This is a genomic window from Eubacterium xylanophilum ATCC 35991 (genome assembly GCF_000518685.1).
In the GTDB taxonomy this organism is placed as follows: domain Bacteria; phylum Bacillota; class Clostridia; order Lachnospirales; family Lachnospiraceae; genus Eubacterium_F; species Eubacterium_F xylanophilum.
In genome coordinates, this window is record NZ_KI912471.1 from 78948 (window position 1) to 102581 (window position 23634).

Annotated in this window: 20 protein-coding genes; 18 read left to right on the top strand and 2 right to left on the bottom strand. The window is 38.4% G+C overall.

The features are described 5' to 3' along the window. From L877_RS12795 to L877_RS0108820, 10 genes are all read left to right on the top strand, one after another. On the top strand, positions 1 to 707 hold a 707-nt coding region (locus tag L877_RS12795; protein ID WP_034785490.1), incomplete at its 5' end, for a leucine-rich repeat domain-containing protein. A 167-nt stretch (positions 708 to 874) separates the two neighbouring features. Further along, the gene (coaD, locus tag L877_RS0108780; RefSeq protein WP_034785492.1) at positions 875 to 1339 is read left to right on the top strand and encodes a pantetheine-phosphate adenylyltransferase; all 465 of its coding nucleotides are present in this window, start codon (positions 875 to 877) and stop codon (positions 1337 to 1339) included. 84 nt (positions 1340 to 1423) lie between these two features. Then, complete coding sequence (locus tag L877_RS0108785) at positions 1424 to 2611, top strand: acetyl-CoA C-acetyltransferase (RefSeq protein WP_026835750.1); 1188 nt, start codon at positions 1424 to 1426, stop codon at positions 2609 to 2611. 46 nt (positions 2612 to 2657) lie between these two features. Continuing rightward, positions 2658 to 3449 (top strand): enoyl-CoA hydratase-related protein, encoded by a 792-nt coding sequence (locus L877_RS0108790; RefSeq protein WP_026835751.1) that lies wholly within the window; start codon positions 2658 to 2660, stop codon positions 3447 to 3449. A 19-nt stretch (positions 3450 to 3468) separates the two neighbouring features. Continuing rightward, complete coding sequence (locus tag L877_RS0108795; RefSeq protein ID WP_026835752.1) at positions 3469 to 4308, top strand: 3-hydroxyacyl-CoA dehydrogenase family protein; 840 nt, start codon at positions 3469 to 3471, stop codon at positions 4306 to 4308. 93 nt (positions 4309 to 4401) lie between these two features. Then, positions 4402 to 5556: an acyl-CoA dehydrogenase gene (locus tag L877_RS0108800; RefSeq protein ID WP_026835753.1), complete on the top strand. Its 1155-nt coding sequence runs from the start codon at positions 4402 to 4404 to the stop codon at positions 5554 to 5556. Positions 5557 to 5569: 13 nt separating this feature from the next. Continuing rightward, positions 5570 to 6361, top strand: coding sequence for an electron transfer flavoprotein subunit beta/FixA family protein (locus L877_RS0108805; RefSeq protein ID WP_026835754.1), 792 nt, complete (start codon positions 5570 to 5572; stop codon positions 6359 to 6361). 24 nt (positions 6362 to 6385) lie between these two features. Next, positions 6386 to 7429 (top strand): electron transfer flavoprotein subunit alpha/FixB family protein, encoded by a 1044-nt coding sequence (locus L877_RS0108810; RefSeq protein WP_026835755.1) that lies wholly within the window; start codon positions 6386 to 6388, stop codon positions 7427 to 7429. 112 nt (positions 7430 to 7541) lie between these two features. Continuing rightward, positions 7542 to 8384, top strand: a complete 843-nt coding sequence (locus L877_RS0108815) for a polysaccharide deacetylase family protein (protein ID WP_026835756.1) — start codon at positions 7542 to 7544, stop codon at positions 8382 to 8384. Positions 8385 to 8644: 260 nt separating this feature from the next. After that, positions 8645 to 9652, top strand: coding sequence for an SGNH/GDSL hydrolase family protein (locus L877_RS0108820; protein ID WP_026835757.1), 1008 nt, complete (start codon positions 8645 to 8647; stop codon positions 9650 to 9652). A gap of 87 nt (positions 9653 to 9739) precedes the next feature. On the opposite strand, the gene L877_RS0108825 is transcribed toward L877_RS0108820, so the two are convergent. After that, positions 9740 to 10735, bottom strand: coding sequence for a LysR family transcriptional regulator (locus tag L877_RS0108825; protein WP_026835758.1), 996 nt, complete (start codon positions 10733 to 10735; stop codon positions 9740 to 9742). 215 nt (positions 10736 to 10950) lie between these two features. Between L877_RS0108825 and L877_RS0108830 the strand changes: the two genes are divergently transcribed. Continuing rightward, positions 10951 to 11925 (top strand): glycoside hydrolase family 5 protein, encoded by a 975-nt coding sequence (locus L877_RS0108830; protein ID WP_026835759.1) that lies wholly within the window; start codon positions 10951 to 10953, stop codon positions 11923 to 11925. Positions 11926 to 12088: 163 nt separating this feature from the next. Here the strand turns inward: L877_RS0108830 and L877_RS0108835 are convergent, their stop codons facing one another. After that, the gene (locus L877_RS0108835) at positions 12089 to 12964 is read right to left on the bottom strand and encodes a hypothetical protein (RefSeq protein WP_026835760.1); all 876 of its coding nucleotides are present in this window, start codon (positions 12962 to 12964) and stop codon (positions 12089 to 12091) included. Between the two features lie 160 nt (positions 12965 to 13124). Between L877_RS0108835 and L877_RS0108840 the strand changes: the two genes are divergently transcribed. From L877_RS0108840 to L877_RS0108870, 7 genes are all read left to right on the top strand, one after another. Next, positions 13125 to 15005: a TIGR03960 family B12-binding radical SAM protein gene (locus L877_RS0108840; RefSeq protein WP_026835761.1), complete on the top strand. Its 1881-nt coding sequence runs from the start codon at positions 13125 to 13127 to the stop codon at positions 15003 to 15005. Further along, complete coding sequence (locus L877_RS12800) at positions 14989 to 15732, top strand: TIGR03936 family radical SAM-associated protein (RefSeq protein ID WP_051437775.1); 744 nt, start codon at positions 14989 to 14991, stop codon at positions 15730 to 15732. The genes L877_RS0108840 and L877_RS12800 overlap by 17 nt, the downstream gene beginning before the upstream one ends. Before the next feature lie 10 nt (positions 15733 to 15742). Continuing rightward, positions 15743 to 16888 carry a ribonuclease E/G gene (locus L877_RS0108850; RefSeq protein ID WP_051437776.1) on the top strand — a complete coding sequence of 382 codons (1146 nt, stop codon included), beginning with the start codon at positions 15743 to 15745 and terminating at the stop codon, positions 16886 to 16888. A gap of 156 nt (positions 16889 to 17044) precedes the next feature. Further along, positions 17045 to 19456 carry a phosphoketolase family protein gene (locus L877_RS0108855; protein ID WP_026835763.1) on the top strand — a complete coding sequence of 804 codons (2412 nt, stop codon included), beginning with the start codon at positions 17045 to 17047 and terminating at the stop codon, positions 19454 to 19456. Between the two features lie 189 nt (positions 19457 to 19645). Beyond that, positions 19646 to 21118 carry an endo-1,4-beta-xylanase gene (locus L877_RS12805; protein WP_051437777.1) on the top strand — a complete coding sequence of 491 codons (1473 nt, stop codon included), beginning with the start codon at positions 19646 to 19648 and terminating at the stop codon, positions 21116 to 21118. A gap of 98 nt (positions 21119 to 21216) precedes the next feature. Then, complete coding sequence (locus L877_RS0108865; RefSeq protein ID WP_026835764.1) at positions 21217 to 22467, top strand: FtsX-like permease family protein; 1251 nt, start codon at positions 21217 to 21219, stop codon at positions 22465 to 22467. Between the two features lie 8 nt (positions 22468 to 22475). Next, a complete protein-coding gene (locus L877_RS0108870) occupies positions 22476 to 23633 on the top strand; it encodes an FtsX-like permease family protein (RefSeq protein ID WP_026835765.1) in 1158 nt (385 codons plus the stop codon). Position 23634 lies beyond the last annotated feature (1 nt).

A 23634-nucleotide genomic window follows, 5' to 3' on the forward strand; every position in this document is an offset into this window, starting at 1 on the left:
GAGCTGCTGCAGGATGGGTGCAGTATACTAAAGCAATGGATGCTACAAAACTTGTGATAAGTGGAAATGTGAAGAGTGTAGGATATATGTGTTTTGAAGATTTTACTGAACTAGAAGAGGTTGTTTTGCCGAAAGGAATAGAGAAAATTTCGGCAGATTCATTTCTGAATTGTGGAAATTTAAAAAAAATATCTCTGCCGTCTGGCTTGAGGAAAATAGGAGATGGAGCATTTGGCTTCTCTATAATAGAAAAACTAGTGATACCTGGTACGGTAAAAAAAATAGGAGAAGGCTCGTTAGCTGCTATTTCGACTTTAAAAGAGTTAACTCTAAAAAACGGGGTAAGAGAGTTAGGAGACAGCTTCCTAGATTCAGATCCCAGACTCAGAAAACTTCGATTACCAAAATCACTAAGAGTACTGGATAAGTACTGTCTTATAGGCTGCGGTCTGAAAAAAGTAACCATACCATCCGGAGTCACCAATATCCGAGAAGGATCTTTTTCAGATATGAAAAAGCTTAAAACAATAAAAATTAAGTCAGTTAAAGTTAAGGAATGGGGGAAAAAACTCTTTTATACTTTTGGTAGAAAACCGCACAAAATCAAGGTGATTGTCCCAAAGTCAAAGTACAAAGAGTACAAGAAGATAATAATGAAGAATGCAGGGAACAAGAAGGTGAAAGTTGTAAAAGCCAAGAAGTTTTGAGGTTGGGCATATCATTATTGGGGTATATTTTTCCTTGACATAGCGATTGGGCGGTGTTATTATAGTTACATAGGTTTTTATTTTTTTTCACAAAACTTTGTGAAAAAATTAACAAACTTATTCGTTTAGTATAATCAATTGTAGTTATACGAAAGGATTTTGAGATTATGAAGGCGATTTTTCCAGGAAGTTTTGATCCGATTACACTCGGACATCTTGACTTAATTGAAAGAGGTTCGACTCTATATGATGAGTTGATAGTCGTTATACTTGAGAATAATTCCAAGAATCCTATGTTTTCTATTGAAGAGAGAATTACTATGATTGAAGAGGCCACTAGTCACCTTGATAATGTCAGAGTTGATACTTATTCGGGACTCACTGTAGATTATTGCAAAGACAATGGTATTCATTGCATGCTTCGCGGCTTGAGAAATGATATTGATTTCGAGTATGAAAAGCAGCTAGAGACGATTAATCACAGATTGAGCGAAAGTGTAGAGACAGTATTTTTGATGACTCGAGCGGAACATTTTCACATAAGCTCATCGGCAGTTAAAGAGTTGCTATTATATAAGCAAGATGTGGACGAATACGTTCCTCAGGCAGTTGTGAATCATATTAATCATTAGTTTTGTAAAATGCGAATTTTTTATTCGTAGAGATATAAAAATATGGCAGTATTTGCCAAAAATATTAAGGAGGATTTATTAATCATGTCAAAGAAAGTAGTATTAGCAGGCGCATGTCGTACTGCAATAGGTAAGATGGGTGGAGCTCTTAGCACAACACCTGCACCAGTCCTTGGATCAATCGTTATTGAAGAGGCACTTAAGAGAGCAGGGGTTCCAAAGGATGCTGTAGATCACGTCTATATGGGATGTGTTATCCAGGCAGGTCTCGGACAGAATGTTGCACGTCAGGCTTCTATCAATGCAGGACTTCCTATTGAAACAACAGCTGTTACAGTTAACGTAGTATGTGGATCAGGACTTAACTGTGTTAATATGGCTGCGCAGATGATTCAGGCAGGCGATGCTGATATCGTTGTTGCCGGAGGTATGGAGAACATGTCTATGGCACCATACGCTGACATGAACGGTCGTTTCGGTCATCGTATGAACAATGCAACACTTGTTGATACAATGGTTAATGATGCTCTTTGGGATGCATTCAATCAGTATCATATGATGATTACAGCAGAGAACGTTGCAGAGCAGTATGGTCTTACTCGTGAGGAGTTGGACGAGTTTGCTGCCAACAGCCAGCAGAAGTGCGAGAAGGCTATGGCTGAAGGTAAATTCAAAGACGAGATCGTTCCTGTTGAAGTTAAGCAGAAAAAGCAGACAATCGTATTTGATACAGATGAGGGACCACGTGCCGGTACAACAGCAGAGACACTTGCAAGTCTTAGATGCTGCAGTGGAAAGAAAGAAGGCGGAGTTGTTACTGCTGGTAACGCTTCTGGAATCAATGATGGAGCTGCTGCAATCGTTGTTATGAGCGAAGAGAAAGCTAAGGAGCTCGGTGTTAAGCCTATGGCTACATTCGTAGCAGGTGCTCTTGGTGGAGTAGATCCTAAGATCATGGGTGTTGGACCTGTTGCATCTACTAAGAAAGTATTCGAGAAGACTGGTCTCACAGTTGATGATATGGATCTCATCGAGGCAAATGAGGCATTTGCAGCTCAGTCTGTAGCAGTTGGTAAGGAACTTGGATTCGACCCAGAGAAGCTCAATGTTAACGGTGGTGCAATTGCACTTGGACATCCGGTTGGTGCTTCAGGATGTAGAATCCTTGTAACACTTCTTCATGAGATGCAGAAGAGAGATGCTAAGAAGGGTCTTGCAACTCTTTGTATCGGTGGAGGAATGGGCTGTTCTACAATCGTAGAAAGAGACTAATTTCTTAGCAGAATATTTTAATATTATAAAAAATAGGAGATAAACAATGGAATTTATTAAGTATGAAGTGGAAGATATGGTTGGAATGATTACAATCAATCGTCCAAAAGCATTGAATGCACTTAACAGCCAGGTTCTTGATGAGTTGAACGAGACTCTCGATTCAGTTGATCTTGAAAATGTTCGCTGCCTTATTCTCACAGGAGAAGGTGAAAAGTCTTTCGTAGCCGGCGCAGATATCGGTGAGATGAGCACACTTACAAAGGCTGAAGGCGAAGCATTTGGCAAGAAAGGTAATGATGTATTTAGAAAGCTCGAGACATTCCCTATTCCAGTTATCGCTGCTGTCAATGGATTTGCACTCGGTGGTGGATGTGAGATTTCTATGAGCTGTGATATCAGAATTTGTTCTGAAAATGCTGTATTCGGTCAGCCAGAGGTTGGCCTTGGAATTACACCTGGTTTTGGTGGAACACAGAGACTTGCAAGAGTTATTCCTGTAGGAATGGCTAAGCAGCTCATCTATACAGCTAGAAATATCAAAGCTGATGAGGCTTATAGAGTAGGTCTTGTAAATGCAGTTTACCCACTTGAGGAGCTTATTCCGGCAGCTAAGAAGATGGCTGCAGGTATTGCTATGCAGGCACCTATTGCCGTTCGCAACTGCAAGAAGGCTATCAATGAGGGATTGCAGGTTGATATGGATCAGGCAATTGTAATTGAAGAGAAGCTCTTTGGAGACTGCTTTGAGACAGAGGATCAGAGAGCAGGAATGGGCAACTTCCTTGAAAAAGACAAAGAAAAGAAGTTAAAAGTAGTTCCATTTAAGAATAAATAATATTTCGGAGGTAATTATAATGAAAGTAGGCGTTATTGGTGCAGGTACCATGGGATCTGGTATCGCTCAGGCATTTGCAATGACAGATGGTTATGAAGTTTGTCTTTGCGACATTAATGATGAATTTGCAGCAAATGGAAAGGCAAAAATCGAGAAGAATCTTTCTTTCCTCGTAAAGAAAGAGAAGATTGATCAGGCTAAGGCTGATTCTATCCTTGCTAAGGTTACAACAGGTACAAAAGAGATTTGTACAGAGTGTGATCTCGTAGTTGAGGCTGCTCTTGAGGTAATGGAGATTAAGCAGCAGACATTTAAGGAACTTCAGGATATCGTTGGTCCTAATTGTATCTTTGCTACTAATACATCATCTCTTTCTGTTACAGAGATTGGTAAGGGACTTGACAGACCAGTTATCGGTATGCACTTCTTCAATCCTGCAGATAGAATGAAGCTCATCGAGGTAATTCGCGGTGGTAATACTACAGACGAGATGAATGACAAGATTATCGAGATTTCTAAGGAAATCGGCAAGACTCCAGTTCAGATCAATGAGGCTGCTGGTTTTGCAGTTAACAGACTTCTTATCACAATGATTAACGAAGCTTGTTATGAAGTTATGGAAGGTGTAGCTTCTGTAGAAGATATCGATACATCAATGAAGCTTGGATGTAATCATCCAATGGGTCCGCTTGAGCTCGGTGACTTTATCGGACTTGATATCTGTCTTGCAATCATGGATGTACTCTATGATGAGTTCAGTGATTCTAAGTACCGTGCATGTCCACTTCTTCGCAAGATGGTTCGTGCTGGTAAGCTTGGTAGAAAGACAGGATGCGGATTCTACGATTATTCAAAATAATAAGTGTTTAATATAGCACATTAGATGACTACAACATCGCCTCGTCCAAGGGCGGGGCGATATATATAAACTAATACAGGAGGTTCATGTATAATGGATTTTACTTTAGATCAAAAACATGAGGTCGCTAGATCTTTGTTTAGAGAGTTTGCTGAGAATGAAGTTAAGCCATTAGCTCAGGAAACAGATGAAACAGAACAGTTCCCAAGAGAGACTGTTAAAAAGATGCAGAAATACGGATTCATGGGAATTGCAGTGCCAAAGGAATACGGCGGACAGGGATGCGATCCACTTACATATGTTATGTGTGTAGAGGAATTGTCAAAAGTTTGTGGTACTACAGGTGTTATCGTAAGTGCACATTCTTCACTTTGCGCAGATCCTATCATGATGTATGGTACTGAAGAACAGAAGCAGAAATACCTTGTACCACTTGCAAATGGTGAAAAGCTCGGAGCATTTGCTCTTACAGAGCCAGGTGCTGGTACAGATGCTCAGGGATGTCAGACAAAGGCTGTTTTGGATGGCGACGAGTGGGTACTCAACGGTTCAAAGTGCTTTATCACAAATGGTAAAGAAGCAGATATTTATATTGTTATTGCTATTACAAGCATTACTGAGGACAAGAGAGGACGCAAGAAGAAGAACTTCTCAACATTTATCGTTGAAAAGGGAACACCAGGATTTTCTTTTGGAACAAAAGAGAAGAAGATGGGTATCCGTGGTTCAGCAACATATGAGTTGATTTTTGAGGATTGCAGAATTCCAAAGGAAAACCTTCTCGGAGTTGAGGGCAAAGGTTTTGCAAATGCAATGCATACACTTGACGGTGGACGTATTGGTATTGCTGCTCAGGCACTTGGTATTGCTGAAGGAGCTCTCGAGACAACAATTGCATATGTAAAAGAGAGAAAGCAGTTTGGTCGCTCTATCGCAGCTCAGCAGAACACACAGTTCCAGCTTGCTGATATGGCAACAAAGGTAGAAGCTGCTAGACATCTTGTATATAAAGCTGCTATGGCTAAAGCAACACAGAAGAATTACAGTGTTGAGGCTGCTATGGCTAAGTTGTATGCTGCAGAAGTTGCAATGGAAGTTACAACTAAGGCAGTTCAGTTACACGGTGGATATGGTTACATTCGCGAGTACGACGTAGAGCGTATGATGCGTGATGCTAAGATTACAGAGATTTACGAAGGAACTTCAGAGGTTCAGCGTATGGTTATCTCTGGAAGCTTGTTAAGGTAAGGAGGTTGCAATCGTGAAAATAGTTGTTTGTATTAAACAGGTACCTGATACAAAAGGTGGAGTTAAGTTTAACCCAGATGGTACACTTGATCGTGCTGCAATGCTTACTATCATGAATCCAGATGACAAAGCTGGTCTTGAGGCAGCACTTCGTATTAAAGAGCAGAACGGCGCTGAGGTTACAGTTCTTACAATGGGACTTCCAAAGGCAGAAGACGTTCTTCGTGAAGCAATTGCTATGGGTGCAGACAAGGGAATCCTTGTAACAGATAGAGTTTTGGGAGGAGCTGATACATGGGCTACTTCTACAACAATCGCTGGCGCACTTAGAAATATTGATTATGATTTGATTATAACTGGTCGTCAGGCTATCGATGGAGATACAGCTCAGGTTGGTCCACAGATCTCAGAGCATCTTGATATTCCAGTTATTTCTTATGCAAAGGAAATCAAGATCGACGGAGATTATGTAATCGTTAGACGTGAGTATGACGATCGTTATCATGAGTTAAAGGCTAAGATGCCTTGTCTTGTTACCGCTCTTTCTGAGTTGAATGAGCCTAGATATATGACTCCAGGCGGAATCTTTGAGGCATTTGACAAAGAGCTCACACCTATCACAGTATGGGGCAGAGCAGACTTGAAAGATGTTGATGATTCTAACCTTGGACTTAAGGGTTCTCCAACAAAAATTGCGAAAGCTTCTGATAAGGTTCGCAAAGGAGCCGGAGAGAAGGTTGCTTTGGACGGAGCTGAAGGAGCATCTTACATTGTTGAAAAGTTAAAAGAGAAGCATGTAATCTAATTTAAAGGAAAAGTGGTGAATATAATGAATTTAGAAGAATACAAAGGTGTATATGTCTACGCACAACAGGTAGACAATGAGATTAGCGGTATCGCACTTGAGTTGCTTGGAAAAGCTAACGAACTCGCAAGTGATCTTGGCACTGAAGTAACTGCTGTTCTTGTTGGTTCAGGTGTATCTGGTCTTGTTGATACATTGGCTGAGTACGGAGCAGATAAAGTTATCGTAGTAGATGACCCTGAATTGAAAGAATACAGAACAGAGCCATATACACATGCACTTGCATCAGTTATTAATGAATATAAGCCAGAGATTATGCTTGTAGGAGCAACTGCTATTGGTCGTGACCTCGGCCCTAGAGTTTCTGCAAGAGTAGCTACAGGACTTACAGCTGACTGTACAGTTCTTGAAATCGGTGATTTCCCATTAAATGTAGCTCCTGGTAAAGAAGATACTCAGAAGCACAATCAGCTTCTTATGACTCGTCCTGCATTCGGTGGTAATACAATTGCTACTATCGCATGTCCAGACAACCGCCCACAGATGGCAACAGTTCGTCCTGGTGTTATGCAGAAAATCGAGCCTAAGAAGGGTGCTAAAGCAGAAGTTATCGAGTTCAATCCTGGATTTACTCCAAATGATAAGTATGTTGAGATCCTCAACATCGTTAAGGATATGTCCGAGACTGTTGATATTATGGATGCTAAGATTCTTGTATCAGGTGGTCGTGGAGTTGGATCAAAGGAGAATTTCAAGCTTCTTGAGGACCTTGCAGAGGTTATTGGCGGAACAGTAAGTTGTTCACGTGCTGTAGTTGAGAATGACTGGTTGACAGTTGATAGACAGGTTGGTCAGACAGGAAAAACTGTACGTCCTAATGTTTACTTCGCAATCGGTATTTCTGGTGCTATTCAGCATACTGCAGGAATGGAAGAGTCTGATATCATTATTGCTATCAATAAAGATCCAGATGCTCCAATCTTTGATGTTGCTGACTACGGTATCGTAGGAGATCTTAACAAGATCGTTCCACAGCTTACAGAGATGTTGAAAGCAGAAGTTAAATAATTATAATTTTGAGATAAAGAGGGAATCTCATTCTGACGAGATTCCCTCTACATTTATAGTCCCTCGCATTTGCTGAGGGATAAATTTATATATTTAAAAGAGGGGTATTCTTATGCAAAGAATAAATTTTAGGTTTCCAGGCGGTAAAGCCAAGGCATTTACAATTAGTTATGATGACAACACAACCGGAGATGCCAGATTGATAAAAAAAATGGAAGAGTATGGTATTAAAGGAACATTTAACATAATCGCTTCAGAGATACCAGAAGAAGAAGACCAAAATCCTAAAGATCCAACTTATGTTTTCTTGTCATATGATCATGCTAAGGAGCTCTATTCTAAGCCTATCATAGAGCCTGCAAATCATGGATACACTCATAAATGGATGCAAACTGTACCTGCAACTGTTGCAATGGAGGATATAGTTAAATGTCGTGTGACACTTGAAAAAATGTTCGGAGAGATTATAACTGGCTTTGCTTACCCATATGGAACATATAATGACAAGCTAAAGGAGATTATTGGCATGGCAGGCATAACTTATGCCAGAACAGTTTGCTCAACCAGAGAATTTGATCTGCCAACAGACTGGCTGGAATTAAACCCAACTTGCCATCATGATGATCCGGAGTTGAAAAAAATAGCAGAAAATTTTGTCAATTTAAAACCGGAAAATGAACCAAAAATGTTCTATGTTTGGGGGCATACTTTTGAGTTTGACAGGAACGATAACTGGGAATTAGTGGATGAATTCTTTGATATGATTGGTGGTCATGATGACATATGGTATGCCACTAATGGAGAGATTTGTTCATATTGCAATGTTTGCGAAAAATTGCAATATTCGGCGGATTCAAGCATTATTCACAACCCAACTGACAAAAAAATTTGGATGGAAATTGATAATATTTTAGTAACTTTAGAGCCCGGAGAAACCTATTTTGCTAGGGTATAACCTTTTATTTATGTTACTATAAAAAAATTTCTATTTGACTTTGTATTTATCTGTGATAAAATAGGTATTGTAGATAAGATGTTTGAGCAAAATTTAAAATGTTTTATCGATTGAATGTTGCAGACGAGTGATTATTTGATAATCCTTTTTCATACTTTTTTCTAGAGTGGTACTAGTTTTTTAGTGCCACTTACTTTTTTTAAAGAAAAGTAATAACATACTTTGGGTTATATGAAGTTAGTTTTTGAGAGGAGAATAGTATGCTTTACTTAGATGTTAATCAGTATTCCGATGAAGTTATGAATCCGTTGCGAAAGATTTTTAAGAATAAGGCAATGGATGAGATTAAGATAGGGGTCTTAGGAACGAGTATCAGTAACGGCGAAAATGTACCCAAGGGAGTAGATTATTTCAGCGTTTTAGATAGAGAATGGACAGAGCGTCTTGGCACTGAGAGTAAACCGCTGTTTATCAACTACAGCCGCTCCGGAACATTTTCTTCCAATGGTATATTTAGTGCTGCTGAAATTTGCAAGAATCCACCCGATATTATATTTGTTGATTATAGTGTCAATGACACGGGAGCTTATTATCTTCATGACACTTATGAGGGAATCGTTCATAGGTTCTTGGAAGCAGGTTGCATGGTATGTAATCTGATATTTACCAACAATCAGGGACATGCTACCAGAGGGTCTGTGTTGGCAATATCGAAGCATTATAATGTTCCCTGTATCGACTTGGGACAAGTTGTACTGGATAATATTGAGAATGGTGAGTTTGTCTGGGATGACTATGCTTTAGATTATGTTCATCCAAACCCAGAAGGACATAAGTTTCTGGCAGATAACTTATTAAAGTTTTTTGAGTTCTGCTTAATGGAGCCAGATGACAGCCTGACATACAAGATTCCTGAAAATCCTGCATTTACCGGAATGTTTAAAAATATGACAGTTGTTGAGAATATGGAATATAATAATGGTTATAGCTATACTGGCGAGTTTGATGCTATACTTGCTGAAATAACTCAGAGGACCGATCTCAATAAATGTTTATTGGATTTGTATATAGATGGGACATATCGCACGACTCTCAGTCTTTATAATGATTTTTCATGGGATAATAGAGTATCCGAATATATTGAGTGTGAGGAATTCGGAGTTCACAAAATCGAAGTAAAACCTTCAAAGGGGGCAATTATCAAGGATAAGGAACTTAAGATTCTCAACTTGAAATTTGGCCTTGGGATTTTTGAGGACGAAGAATAGGTAATATATTATATCAAACTAAATCCGCACCTTTCAATCTAAGTTTGCTGCCAAAGATTGTAAGGTGCGGAATTTTTATTTTTCCGATCAGAATATCTTGTCGTTGACAAGCCATGTTCCCATGCCGATGAGCATCTTTAATTGAGAGATATACTCTTTTGCAATTCTTGGAAGAAAATGCATTCGATTATATGCTACAACAATATTTTTTTGGCACATGCCAGCGGATCTTCTCGGTTCTTTGATTCGAAAATAGTATGGATGTTGTATAAAGTTTCCGAACTTTATCATGGTGTCCGGAATGAAGCCGGCACCGAGGTTAGAGTTGATCCAATGGAACTTAGTCTCTATATTTGATGAATAGAGAGCTACTTTGGGATTGATGGAACATTTGTCAAATACATTTCGTGAAACTTCAAAGAATTCACTCTGTTTGTCAAGCAATATAAATTCAAGTCTTTCGAGCTGACTTGGAGCGATAGCAGGAGCAGAGTATAGTTTCTCCGAGTCGTTTACAATGTCATCTTTGGTGAGGACATATTCCTGCTTGTCCTTACACCATGGATTGTTGGGATCTACAGCCAGGTAAAAATGTTCCGTAGATAGCCCTTCAGTTACGAATTGTTGGCTCTGAAAAATATCATTCTCGATACAGATATCAATCTCGCCGTCAACCAAATATTGTTTGAGTTTCTCGATGTTATCTGAAACGATATCAACCTTGATTCCCGGAAACTGTTTTTGAAAATGTGCGATACTCCGTGGAAGCATACAAGATGCCCTAAAGGGAGATGTTCCAATGGTTAGAGTACCAACTTTCAATTGATTGATTTCAGCTAGTTTGTTGTCCAGCTCTCGATATACGGACTCAATCTTCACTGCAGCTTCATAGTACGCCTCCCCAACCGGCGTAAGCTTAAGTGGATTGGAGTTTCTCTCTAGAAGAGGTGATCCTTCCTGTTTTTCGAGTGCCTTGATCATTTGGCTTATGGATGGCTGTGATACAAACATCCTTCGCGCTGCTCCTGAAAAGCTTCCTTCCTCAACAACCGCAATCAGATATTTCATTTGTTGTGTTGTCATAAATTTTTCCTTCCTTTCCTTCTACACATATATAATCTGTACACATTTTTATTTATAATCTTTTGATTATGAAAATCAAAGGTATAAATAAACATTTATAGTATACTACTAATTCGATTTTTTTACAATCATATTTTCGAAAAAAATATAAAAATTTGCAAATTAACACGATTTTATGGTATAATTGATTTAATACGAAAAAGGAAAGAGGGATTATGTTGAATAAGAAGAAGATTATAACAAGCATAGCATTTGTCGTACTTACATTTGGATGTTGCCTCTTGTGTATCTCCAAGCAAGCGGAGGCGAAGAAGCCTGCTGCATTACATGTAAAGGGGACAAATCTAGTAAATTCAAAAGGTAAAAAAGTTGTTTTAAAAGGTGTTAGCACACATGGTATAGCTTGGTTCCCAGACTATGTTAATAAGGCATGTTTTAAGAGCTTCAAGAAAATGGGCGCTAATACCATTAGACTTGCATTATATAGCGATGTAAATGCAGGATATAATAGAAATCTATATTCTAAAGTTGATGCAGGTGTTAAGGCTGCCACAGATCTTGGGATGTATGTTATCATTGATTGGCATATCCTAAATGACAGCAATCCTAAGACAAATGAGAGCGAGGCCAGACATTTTTTCAAGTATTTTACTAAGAAGTATGGCAATTATTCTAATGTTCTATATGAAATCTGCAATGAACCCAATGGAGGAGCTACCTGGGAAAATGATATTAAGCCATATGCTAAAAGGATGATAAAGCTCATTCGAAAGAATGCCAAGAAGGCACCGATTATTGTCGGCACACCTACTTGGTCTCAGGATGTAGATATAGTAGCAAACAGTCCAATCAAGACAGACAAAAATTTGCTATATACTATTCATTTTTATGCTGCAACACATCAAGACGATCTTAGAAACAAAGTTAAAACTGCTTTGTCCAAAGGTCTACCTGTGTTTTGCTCTGAGTTCTCTATATGCGAAGCATCTGGAAATGGTCGCCTTGATAAAAAGTCTGCAAAAGCATGGAAAAAGCTTTTCAATAAGTATAAGATTGGGAGAGTTGCATGGAGTGTTTGTAATAAGGACGAAGCATCTGCACTTCTCAAGAGCTCAACCAAAACAACAAAAAAGATTAAGAAAAAGCATTTGTCTAAAGCTGGCAAGTGGATTATGAAGAATATGATTTAGGTATTATATCATCTTTTAAATAATAGTAAAAAAAACTCAGGTGTAGTCTGACTAAACCTGAGTTTTGAATTGGAGTGGAAACGCATATTGCTGGTCTTACTCACGTCGTTCGTAAGACAATAAACGCATATTGCTGGTCTTACTCACGTCGTTCGTAAGACAATTATATATCGTAAGATTTCTCGTAGTACTCATCCACAAGCTGTTCTATGAGCTGTGGATTTAAATCAGGGAATTTACTGACTGCTTCATTTGTGAGAATCTCAGTTACATTGATATAATTCTCTTCTTCTGAAAGTGAACTATCTCCAAGAGAGGAGAGATATTCGCTTGTAAAGGTTTCTTCCATATACGCACGAACATTTTTTTCTGCTTCTTCTTCGTTTTCTAGATTTCCCTTAATTGAATTGGCTTTTCTAAGAGAAGAGATACCAATTCCCAGGAAAACGATAAACATGAGAGCGATAACAAGGGTGGAGAACATATTGAAAACATGTATAATTCCAGCCATATTAAGTGCTGCAAATGCAAGCCCAACTACTGAGAATGTTATAAATGAATACCCGGTAAACTTGTGATCATTGTACTTGTCTTTGTAATTGACATAAACTGTACTTTGCTCTGATCTAAGCTCTTGGAGGAGTTCTGATCCTTCTTCGCCATCTATGCTTTCAAGCTCAGCTTGAATTGCAGGGACTATTTTTTCCAGATCAACGCGCTCATCAGAATCAGATTCTGGATTTCCCAAGAGATTATTGAGAACAATAGTTGCCTTAGGCAATTCGGCATGACTTACATATAAATCATATTTTCCCTCTTCAGATTCTTCATCTCTCTCAACCAATACACAACTATTTACCCCGGCATAATTAAAGTACTTTACAAAAATCATACCTAACTCTTCATTGGGGAGTGTTCCAAGTAAAAATGGTGCTTCTGGATCGACTTCCTCTGGGAGAGTGTCAACCAACTCAATACCGCAGTCTGCACATATTGTAATACCGTCTACATATTCGTTTTTGCATTTTGGACAAAACATAAATGCCTTCCTCGCTTTCTGATATAATAATACTAGTTAATAGTATCATAGTGAGCAAAAAAAATCAATTTAATCTTGTTAAGTTTCACTTATGATGATATACTTTTTACAATAAGTTTTTTGAAAGAAGATTAAGAATCAAAGATAGGATGGTTTATATATGAGTTATACAGGTAAAAAGAAATTGGCCTTAAGTGATGAGATACTTATGCAAATTGAGAAACCGGCTCGATATATCGGCAATGAGATTAATTCCGTCAGCAAGGATTTGGACAAGATTGATATACGATTCTGCATGTGTTTTCCCGATGTTTACGAGATAGGTATGTCCCATCTCGGAATCCAGATTCTCTATGATATGTTTAATTCTTATGAAGATATTTATTGTGAGAGGACCTATTCTCCATGGCCTGATTTGGATAAAATCATGAGAGAGAAGGAGATTCCACTGTTTTCGTTGGAAACTCAAACTCCGATTAGTGAGTTCGACTTTCTTGGAATCACGCTACAATACGAGATGTGTTATACCAATATTCTACAAATTCTCGATTTGTCGGGGATTCCATTTCATGCTGAGGACAGGAGAAGGGATGATCCATTTGTCATCGGCGGGGGACCTTGTTCCTATAATCCTGAGCCAATTGCTGATTTCTTTGACATATTTTACATCGGAGAGGGCGAGGTTACATATCGCGAATTGATGGATAAGTACAAGGAGTGGAAGAAATCTGGTAAATCCAGACGTGAATTCTTGCTTGAAGCTGCCAAAGTGCCTGGAATATACGTTCCCAGCTTATATGAAATTGAGTATAACCTCGATAAAACCATTAAGTCAATTAATCCTATCAATGAAAATGTTCCGCCAACAGTTGAAAAACAAGTCGTAGTTAATCTCAGCGAAACATTTTACCCTAAAAAACCTTTGGTGCCTTATATCAAGGCGACTCAGGATAGAGTAGTGCTTGAGATACAGCGCGGATGTATTAGAGGATGTAGGTTTTGTCAGGCTGGTATGATTTATAGACCAATCCGTCCTAGAGACCTTGAATATCTGAAGAAAACAGCTGAGGAGATGCTTGATTCAACCGGATATGAGGAAATAACCCTCAGTTCTCTCAGCTCAAGTGATTACAATGAATTAAAGGAATTGGTATATTTTCTAATAGAAGAATGTAAGAGAAGAAAGATTAATATATCGTTGCCTTCTCTTCGTATAGATGCATTTTCTCTGGATGTCATGAGTCAGATACAAGATGTCAAGAAGAGCTCGCTTACATTTGCGCCCGAAGCTGGAACCCAGAGAATGCGTAATATTATCAACAAAGGTTTGACGGAAGATAACATATTAGATGGTGCTTGGGAGGCATTTACCGGCGGTTGGAACAAGGTAAAATTATATTTCATGCTGGGATTGCCACATGAGAAATATGATGATATAGAGGGGATAGCTGTACTTGCAGATAAGATAGCAGCCAGATACTTTGAGCTGCCTAAAGAGAAGAGAAATGGTCGGCCAGAGATTACAGTGAGCACGTCTTTTTTCGTGCCAAAGCCATTTACACCATTTCAATGGGCGCCTATGGATACCGCAGATAACTTTGAAAAGAAGAGAAAATTTCTTCTCTCAAAAGTAAAAGATCAGTTAAATCAGAGATCAATTAAGTATCAATGTCATGATGCTGTTACCTCTGAGCTAGAGGGACTTTTTGCCAGAGGCGACAGAAGACTTGGACCTGTTGTCGAAGAGGCATATAGAAGAGGATGCATCTTTGATGCATGGACAGATTTCTTCAAACCTGACATATGGGAAGATGTATTAAATGATATGGAAGTTGACAGATTTTTCTATAATTACAGAGAGAGGGATTTGGATGAGATACTTCCTTGGGATGTGATAGACATAGGAGTGACTAAGAAGTTCCTTCAGAGAGAGTATCAGAGATCTCTTGATGAGGAAGTCACACCAAATTGTCGCATGAAATGCAGTGGATGTGGAGTCATGAAGTTTAAGACGGGAGTGTGCTATGAAAACAAGATTTAAGTTTACTAAAACTGGTACGATGAAATTTATAGGTCATCTGGATTGCATGAGATTTTTTCAAAAGGCAATCAGGCGGGCCAATCTTGACGTGTCCTACTCTCAGGGATTTAATCCACATCAAATTATGAGTTTTGCAGCACCCCTAAGTGTGGGAGCAACGACAGATGGCGATGTAATTGACATACAATTTGAGAGTCTTCCTGAGATGGAAAAGTCGGATTTTATAAAATATATCAACGGTTTTATGACCGAAGAAATATTTATAAATGATTTTGTCATACTGCCTGATGATGCCAAGACATCCATGTCTCTTCTCGAGCGATGTGATTATATGATTAGTTTTAAGGATGGGAAGACCTTTTCTACCAATGTTATTGGCGATGCGAATGGAGTAAAATTATCGGAATATTTTACTGAATTTATGGGCAGAGAAGAAATCATATATAATAAAAAAACTAAGAGAAGCTTCAAGGAAATTGATATTAAGCCATATATACTTCATTATGCATTTGACCTTGAGAGTTTTGAGAATCAAGTGGGATTAAAGTATGGTGATCTAAACAACGAATATGACAGCGAAGAAATGCTTTATCTTCAGCTGACATCGGGAAGTGTGATGAATCTTAAGCCGGATCAGGTGCTGGACGCACTGTGTCAATTTGGGGATTTTGAGTTAAAGCCATATTCCTATCAAGTTCATCGCATGAATATGTACTTTAGGGATTAAGGAGTAGCGTATGAATAAGATGGTTATTACCCAGATAAGGGATTGTTATATCGCTGAAATCATTCGAGATGGCCAAGTGTCTGATATAATTGCTGAGCCGTCCGGAGAAGATGAACTGAGAGTAGGTGATATTCATATAGGCAAGGTGACAAATCTTGTCAAAAATATTGGAGCAGCTTTTGTGGAAGTGCGAAAAGGGATTATATGCTATATGTCCTGTGACTGCAAAAAAGTAAGACAAGGGGATGAAGTGGCAGTTCAAGTTGTCAAAGAGGCAATGAAGACCAAACAGGCCGTGGTCAGTATGGACTTGGAATTGTCATCAGAGTACTGTGTTATTACATATCCTGAAGAGAGTTTTACTATATCGAGAAAGATTAAGAGCAAAACAAGACGCGAAGAGTTGTTTGATATTATGGAAAGCTTTAGAGGCAGAGGATTTGGAGTGATTTTGAGAACATCATGTTTGGATGCGAGTGATGACAAGATTAGGAGAGAAATCGAGAGGAACATGGCAAGACTTGAACTAATTCTTAGGAATAGCAAGTCAAGGACCATTTACTCTTGTATACACAAGGCCAAGTTGTCTGTGGAAGCCAGAGCAGAAAATCTTATAACCTCTGGTGGAGTTGACCGCGTGACAACTGATTTGTTAAATGTGTATGAAAAACTAAAGGAGGTGGATGACGGGCGAAATATAGTACAATTATATGAAGATAAGTCGTACAGCCTAGATAACATGTATTCAATCCAGAATAATATAGAAAAGTTGCTCTCAAAACATGTTTGGCTGAGGAGTGGGGCATCGCTTGTAATCGAGCAAACTGAAGCTTTTAATGTGATTGATGTCAATACAGAGAAAGCTATCAGGAACAATCGCAACAAGGAATCGACTTTTTTGAAGATAAATACTGAGGCCGCGGTGGAAATCGCAAGGCAAGTTCGCCTCAGAAATTTATCCGGAATCATTCTTATAGATTTTATCAATATGAGAAATTCCGAGAACATGCAGGCCCTTATGGCAAGATTACAAGAGGAATTTGATGAAGATCCTGTGGAAACAGTAGTTGTGGACGCCACAAAACTTGGAATTGTAGAGGTGACTCGAAAAAAGATAAGGCGACCTCTTCATGAAATCATGGGAAAATTGCACTAATGCCCTCTAGGAAACGAGAAATTTTTGTGATGAATAACGAAAACAAATATTTTCGAAAAAAAAGTCTTGCTATAAACTCAATCTATGTTATAATAAATAACGGATTTATATAACAATATATAAAATAATAAGAATTTCGGAAGGAGCAAATGAAAAATGGCAAACACTAAAGATTGTCCAGAAAAGTTACCTATTACTGCTGAGTATCTTGAGAAGATGAACGCTTACTGGCGTGCAGCAAACTACTTAGCAGCAGCACAGCTCTATATGCTTGATAATCCACTTTTGCGTGAGCCACTCAAGCGTGAGCATGTCAAGAAAAAGATTGTTGGACACTGGGGTACAGTTCCTGGTCAGAACTTTGTATATACTCACCTTAACAGAGTAATTAAAAAGTATGACCTTGACATGGTTTTGATTTCAGGTCCAGGACACGGTGGAAACTTCTTTGTAGCAAACTCATACTTGGAAGGTCACTACAGCGAGATTTATCCAAACGTAAGTGAGGATATTGAAGGTATGAAGAGACTTTGCAAGCAGTTCTCATTCCCAGGGGGAATTTCTTCACACGTTGCACCTGAAACACCAGGTTCAATCAACGAGGGTGGAGAGCTTGGATACTCAATTGCCCATGCATTTGGTTCCGTTTTTGATAACCCAGATCTTATCACTGCAACAATCGTTGGAGATGGTGAGGCTGAGACTGGTCCACTTGCTACAGCATGGCACTGTAACAAATTCCTTAATCCTGTAACTGATGGTGCGGTTCTTCCAATCCTTCACTTGAATGGTTACAAGATTAGTAACCCTACTATCTTTGCTCGTATTTCTCATGACGAGATCGAGAGTTTCTTCCGCGGATGTGGATGGGAGCCAATCTTCGTTGAGGATGAGATGAGCGACAAGGATTACATCATGAAGATGCACAGCAAGATGGCTGCTGCTCTTGATGAGGCTATTGAAAAGATTAAAGCTATCCAGAAGGATGCACGTGAGAATGGTAAGACAGAGCGTCCAATGTGGCCTATGATCGTTCTTCGTACACCTAAGGGATGGACAGGTCCTAAGTATGATGATGACGGAAATATGATCGAGAACTCATTCCGTGCTCACCAGGTACCTATCACAATGGAGAAGCCTGAGCACCTTAAGCAGCTTCAGGAGTGGCTCTTGAGCTACAAGCCAGAGGAGCTCTTCGATGAGGATGCTAAGCTTATTCCAGAGCTTAAGGCACTTGCTCCAGAAGGAGATGCTAGAATTAGTGCAAACCCACATGCAAATGGTGGACTTCTCCTCAGAGACCTTAGACTCCCTGATTTCCGTGAGTATGGTGTGGATGTACCTAAGCCAGGTGCTGTTGAAAAGCAGGATATGATCGAGCTTGGTGCATTCGTTCGTGATATCTTCAAACTCAATGAAGAGACTAAGAACTTCCGTATCTTCGGACCGGACGAGACAATGTCTAATAGACTTTATCATGCATTCGAGGCTACAAACCGTGACTGGAATGCAGAGATTATCGATACAGATGATAAGCTTGCTAACGATGGTCGTATCATGGACTCTATGCTTAGTGAGCATATGTGTGAGGGATGGTTGGAAGGATATCTTCTTACTGGACGTCATGGATTCTTCGCTTCATATGAGGCGTTCATCCGTGTAGTAGACTCAATGGCTGCTCAGCATGCTAAGTGGCTCAAGGTTACTTCAGAGCTTCCATGGAGACAGAAGATTGCATCACTTAACCTTCTTCTTACATCAAACGTATGGCAACAGGATCACAACGGATTTACACATCAGGATCCAGGATTCCTTGACCATATCGCTAACAAGAAGGCAGACGTTGTACGTATGTATCTTCCACCAGATGCTAACTGTTTGCTTTCATGCTTCGATCATTGTATCAGAAGTAAGAACTATGTTAACGTTATCGTTGCTTCAAAGCACCCATCACATCAGTGGTTGACTATGGAGCAGGCTGTTAAGCACTGTACACAGGGTATCGGTATCTGGCAGTGGGCAAGTAACGACCAGGGTGAAGAGCCAGACGTTGTACTTGCATGTTGTGGTGATACTCCTACTAAGGAGGCACTTGCTGCTGTTACTATCCTTCGTGATAATATTCCAGAGCTTAAGATCCGTTTCGTAAACGTTGTTGACCTTATGAAACTTGAGTCAAACTCTAAGCATCCACACGGATTGACAGATGCTGAGTATGATGCTATCTTTACAAAGGATAAGCCAATCATCTTCGCATTCCACGGATATCCAACAATGATTCATGAGTTGACATACTATAGAACTAATAGAAACCTTCATGTATTCGGTTACCAGGAAGAGGGAACAATCACAACTCCATTCGACATGAGAGTTCAGAACAAGATTGACCGTTTCAATCTTACTAAGTCAGTTGTTCAGAATCTTCCACAGCTTGGAAACAAGGCTTCATTCCTCATCCAGAAGATGAATGATACACTTGTGGCTCACAAGCAGTACATCCACGAAGAGGGTATCGATTTGCCTGAGGTTCGTAATTGGGAATGGCATTTGCCAGAAGATAATGAGTAATATCTAGGATATTATTGTCATAGTAGCTTAGAAAAATATGCAAGAAGTCTCTATTGCTTTAATGCGATAGGGACTTTTTGCAGTTAAGCAGATTACCATCAATTTGACATAAATCCATATTATGATATAATGGTAAGAGTTGAAAAGTGTTGCTTTAGGCGACCATATATTCTAGGAGGTATTTTTCTAATGAAAAACAAGTTTTACAAGTTTACTGCCATTGCATTGGCGGCTACAATTGCTTTGACATCAGCTGCAAGTGGTGATGTAGCAGTAGCAAAGAAGAAAAAGAAGAAAGCACCAAAGCTCAACAAGAAATCTGTTTCTCTATTGATTGGTGGTAAGACTACACTAAAGGTAAAGAATGTAACTAAAAAGCAGAAGAAGAAAATTAAGTGGACAAGCAAGAAAAAATCAGTAGCTACAGTTAAGAAGGGTGTAGTTAAGGCTAAGAAGCAGGGGTCTGCTAAGATAATTGCAAAAGTTGGAAAGAAGAAACTCACATGTAAGGTAACTGTTCTTGGACCTGTTACAAGCATGAAGGAGAAGTTTGCACCATTGTTCACCAACTTTGGTACATGTATCAACTACAACAGTTGGAGCGCAGGAAAGCAATTACAAACTAAGTCAACAATGGCTTTTGTCAACAAGCACTTTAACAGTGTTACAATGGAAAATGAGATGAAGCCTGATGCAATTCTCGGTTCATCAATCACATCTATTTCAGTTGCAGAAGCTAAGAAACTTGGATATGTTGTTCCTAGCGGATACAAGGAAACCAAAGTTCCAAAGCTCAACTTTGATACAGTTGATAAAGTTCTTGAGATATGTAAGAATAATAACTTGAGACTTCGTGCACATACTTTGGTATGGCATTCACAGACTCCTTCATGGTTCTTGTCAGCAAATTATGAAAACAAGAAAGCTGCAAGCAAGTCAGTTATGAATGCTCGTATGGAGCTCTATATCAAGTCATACATGAAGCATGTAATGGACAAAGAAATTGCATTGAATGGATCTGCAGGTTCAATCGTATATGCATGGGACGTTGTAAATGAGTATCTTCACAGCGTAAACTTTGGGAACAACTTTACATGGGGTAGTGTATATGGTACTGAGATTACAACCAAATGTGAGTATGTTAAGAGAGCATTCCAGTTCGCCTACGAGGAACTTCAGGCATACAAAGCTACAGATAAGGTAACTCTTTTCTACAATGACTTTAATGAGTATGATGTGGCTGATAAAATCGTCGATCTCATCAACTATGTAAATAAGGGCGAGAAGAATAAGATTTGTGGTGGAATTGGTATGCAGAGTCATGTGGATGTAACTTATCCTGGTGTTTCTAAGTATGCTGAAGCGCTTAAAAAGTTTATTGCCACAGGACTTGAAGTTCAAATCACTGAGCTTGATATCACAACTACATTCAATGACAATACACGCACTGATAAAGATCAGACAAAGTATGCATTAGAGCTTATGAAAGCAATTGCAAATGTTCAGAAGACTCGCGATGTGACAAAGACAAAGGGAATTACAGGAATCACTATGTGGGGACTTTATGACAAGATTTCATGGAGAGCAAGTGACAAACCACTTTTCTTCAAGTCATTGAAGATGCCTAAGAATTCATATTATTCACTTATGAAGGCATTTTAATGGTATAATATAGTAAAAAATGTTTCAAAATCTAACAAACAAAAGCACCGCATAAAGCCGTGCTTTTGTTGTTTTGGGACTTTTTAAAGGAGATACATATGAAACTGAGAAATATTATACAATTCGCTTATGAAGAAATGGTAAAAAACCTTAAGATGTGGTTTCTTTTTTTTGTAGCGGGAATTATAGTATTCATAATAACTGCAATATCATTATTCCTGTTATCATATTCTGATACAAATAATAAAGAATTTAAAGATGTATTGAGATACGACATAGAGCGATATGGTATTATTTCTGCAATGATAGGATCGGAGGAAGAAATCGATTTTGATAAATACGATATTGCAATGAAGAAAATTAAAAAGAAGTTTTCAAATAAGCTTGAATTTTATGACTTAATAGATGAATCATCATATATTAATGGAGGTATGTTTCCCACCAGCGACTTAGCAAAGTATAGCAAGTCCAATCAAGCTTTAAGTGAGTCATACAGTAGGGGATTTCATGCTATCCCGGCAAATTTTTTGGATCAATATAATATAAAATGCAAACTGACAGATGTAAAGAATGATAAGCTTGATGGAGAGATTTACTTGGGTTATGATTGGGGAGAAGCTCTTCTTGGGAAAACCATCAAATTGGGAAATCAAAAGTATTTGGTTCGCGGTATAACTGAAAAGGGCACCAAAATCATAAGCTGTAATGTGTGGAATGGTGATAGTGGTCAATTGGGAAGTACTGTGAAAATTGATAATTGGATTATGATTGTTCCTAAAGATGATTACGAGGGTGATTTGTGTTATAGGATAAAGGATGGTTTTGATCCGAAAACAACAAAGGATGAATTGGCAAATGCTATAAAGAATGAAGACATATCATCGGGGGTAATGAGCCTAGATGATGCTCTAAGGGAGATAGATAATGATTATAATAAAATCATAGATTCTCTCTTAGTATTTGCCATAACACTGCTGGCATCAGTTATTATTATCTATTTTGTACAACAATACATGTATATAATTGATAATAAACAAACATATGGGATTTATTATGTATCTGGTGCCACTTTAAGAGACTTTATTTATATCCAATTAACCAAAACTCTGATGCAGTTTACTTGTTCAATGGTTGTTGCAATTACACTTTTATGCACTATAGTATATAGTTTTGATATGGAATTACAATTGCATGGGAATAAAATTCCGGATATGACTTTTTGGATATTACATACAAGAGTTATACCTCTGTCAGTCTTGATAGATATTATAATATCTATCATTGCATCAGTTGTGCCAATATGCATATTATCTAAGAAAATGCCATATGAGATGATGAAGGAGGCTTGAAATATAAGATGAAATTAACAAGTGTTTTTCATGACAATTTAATATACTTGATTGTGCTTTTAAGCGGTCTCGTATTATCTTTCTTCGCAATTGGAATGCTTTTAAATAGTGTTTTGAGCAGCGATGAAAAGGTTTCTAAGAGATACGATAATGAGATATATTTTAAAACTGTCTACTACGATACAGAAACAAGTGATGAAATTACTGAAAAAATGATTAAAAAAAGATATAAAGAACTTTTAAAGGTTACTCCTTCAAAAAGGGAAATGTCTGCCATGTTTGAAAAGCTTGCAAATTATAAAAATGCCAATATAAGCACTCAGGTCAACATGATGACAGGAAGCGGTAAGAAAAAAAGGAAAGTTAAAGTATACTTATCTAGCAATAATCCGCTTATTGAAGAGATATCTGAAACATATGTTGATATGACTAAAAATCAGACGGCTTATGCTTTGATTGGCAAGGAGAATTTGACATATGTGCTTGATGGTAAAATCAATTTGGATGGCACAGATGTAGTGGTTGCGGGTGTATTGAGGAATACTACTCTAAAAAATGATAACAGGGTTGTATTGGTAAATCCGTTTTCAAATGAGTATTTAAAAAGAGAATTAGTAAATCTTTTTTGTAATATAGAAGATCAAAAAACTTTGGTTGTAGGTTCAGATAAGGAAATAGGAGAGGATGCCGTCAATTCTGTAAAGACGATTATTGATAGTACCAAGAGAGAGTTTGAACTTTCGGATTCAGCGCCGGACTATGATGGACTTAGCGAATCCGACAGAGTGATTGATTTTCTGAAAGATAAAATCATGTTAATAATTGCCGTGTTTACATTTATCAATCTTTTGGCAGTCAACTCTATGTGGATTAAGAGAAGGAAATCTGAGATGGCTATCAAGAAGACATACGGTTATTCTGATATGCAGGTGCTAGCAGAATATTTTAAAGAATATTTCATAGCTATGCTTATGGGAATTGGTATATGCTCTTTGATATTTGGATTTTATGTTGGCATTAACTGGGAGAAAATCAGAATGGAATATGTAAGAGATACAAGTTTATGGGTGATTTTTGCAGTTTTTGTCATGCTGTTTTTTAACTATCTGGTGAGCTATAAGTATGTTAGCAGTGAAAAACTTGCCAGTGGAATTAAGGAGAGATAAA

Bases quoted from the DNA above. Each gene is read 5' to 3' on its own strand.
- coaD (WP_034785492.1), top strand. From the start codon at position 875: ATGAAGGCGATTTTTCCAGGAAGTTTTGATCCGATTACACTCGGACAT.
- L877_RS0108785 (WP_026835750.1), top strand. From the start codon at position 1,424: ATGTCAAAGAAAGTAGTATTAGCAGGCGCATGTCGTACTGCAATAGGT.
- L877_RS0108790 (WP_026835751.1), top strand. From the start codon at position 2,658: ATGGAATTTATTAAGTATGAAGTGGAAGATATGGTTGGAATGATTACA.
- L877_RS0108795 (WP_026835752.1), top strand. From the start codon at position 3,469: ATGAAAGTAGGCGTTATTGGTGCAGGTACCATGGGATCTGGTATCGCT.
- L877_RS0108800 (WP_026835753.1), top strand. From the start codon at position 4,402: ATGGATTTTACTTTAGATCAAAAACATGAGGTCGCTAGATCTTTGTTT.
- L877_RS0108810 (WP_026835755.1), top strand. From the start codon at position 6,386: ATGAATTTAGAAGAATACAAAGGTGTATATGTCTACGCACAACAGGTA.
- L877_RS0108815 (WP_026835756.1), top strand. From the start codon at position 7,542: ATGCAAAGAATAAATTTTAGGTTTCCAGGCGGTAAAGCCAAGGCATTT.
- L877_RS0108820 (WP_026835757.1), top strand. From the start codon at position 8,645: ATGCTTTACTTAGATGTTAATCAGTATTCCGATGAAGTTATGAATCCG.
- L877_RS0108825 (WP_026835758.1), bottom strand. From the start codon at position 10,735: ATGACAACACAACAAATGAAATATCTGATTGCGGTTGTTGAGGAAGGA.
- L877_RS0108830 (WP_026835759.1), top strand. From the start codon at position 10,951: ATGTTGAATAAGAAGAAGATTATAACAAGCATAGCATTTGTCGTACTT.
- L877_RS0108835 (WP_026835760.1), bottom strand. From the start codon at position 12,964: ATGTTTTGTCCAAAATGCAAAAACGAATATGTAGACGGTATTACAATA.
- L877_RS0108840 (WP_026835761.1), top strand. From the start codon at position 13,125: ATGAGTTATACAGGTAAAAAGAAATTGGCCTTAAGTGATGAGATACTT.
- L877_RS12800 (WP_051437775.1), top strand. From the start codon at position 14,989: ATGAAAACAAGATTTAAGTTTACTAAAACTGGTACGATGAAATTTATA.
- L877_RS0108850 (WP_051437776.1), top strand. From the start codon at position 15,743: ATGAATAAGATGGTTATTACCCAGATAAGGGATTGTTATATCGCTGAA.
- L877_RS0108855 (WP_026835763.1), top strand. From the start codon at position 17,045: ATGGCAAACACTAAAGATTGTCCAGAAAAGTTACCTATTACTGCTGAG.
- L877_RS12805 (WP_051437777.1), top strand. From the start codon at position 19,646: ATGAAAAACAAGTTTTACAAGTTTACTGCCATTGCATTGGCGGCTACA.
- L877_RS0108865 (WP_026835764.1), top strand. From the start codon at position 21,217: ATGAAACTGAGAAATATTATACAATTCGCTTATGAAGAAATGGTAAAA.
- L877_RS0108870 (WP_026835765.1), top strand. From the start codon at position 22,476: ATGAAATTAACAAGTGTTTTTCATGACAATTTAATATACTTGATTGTG.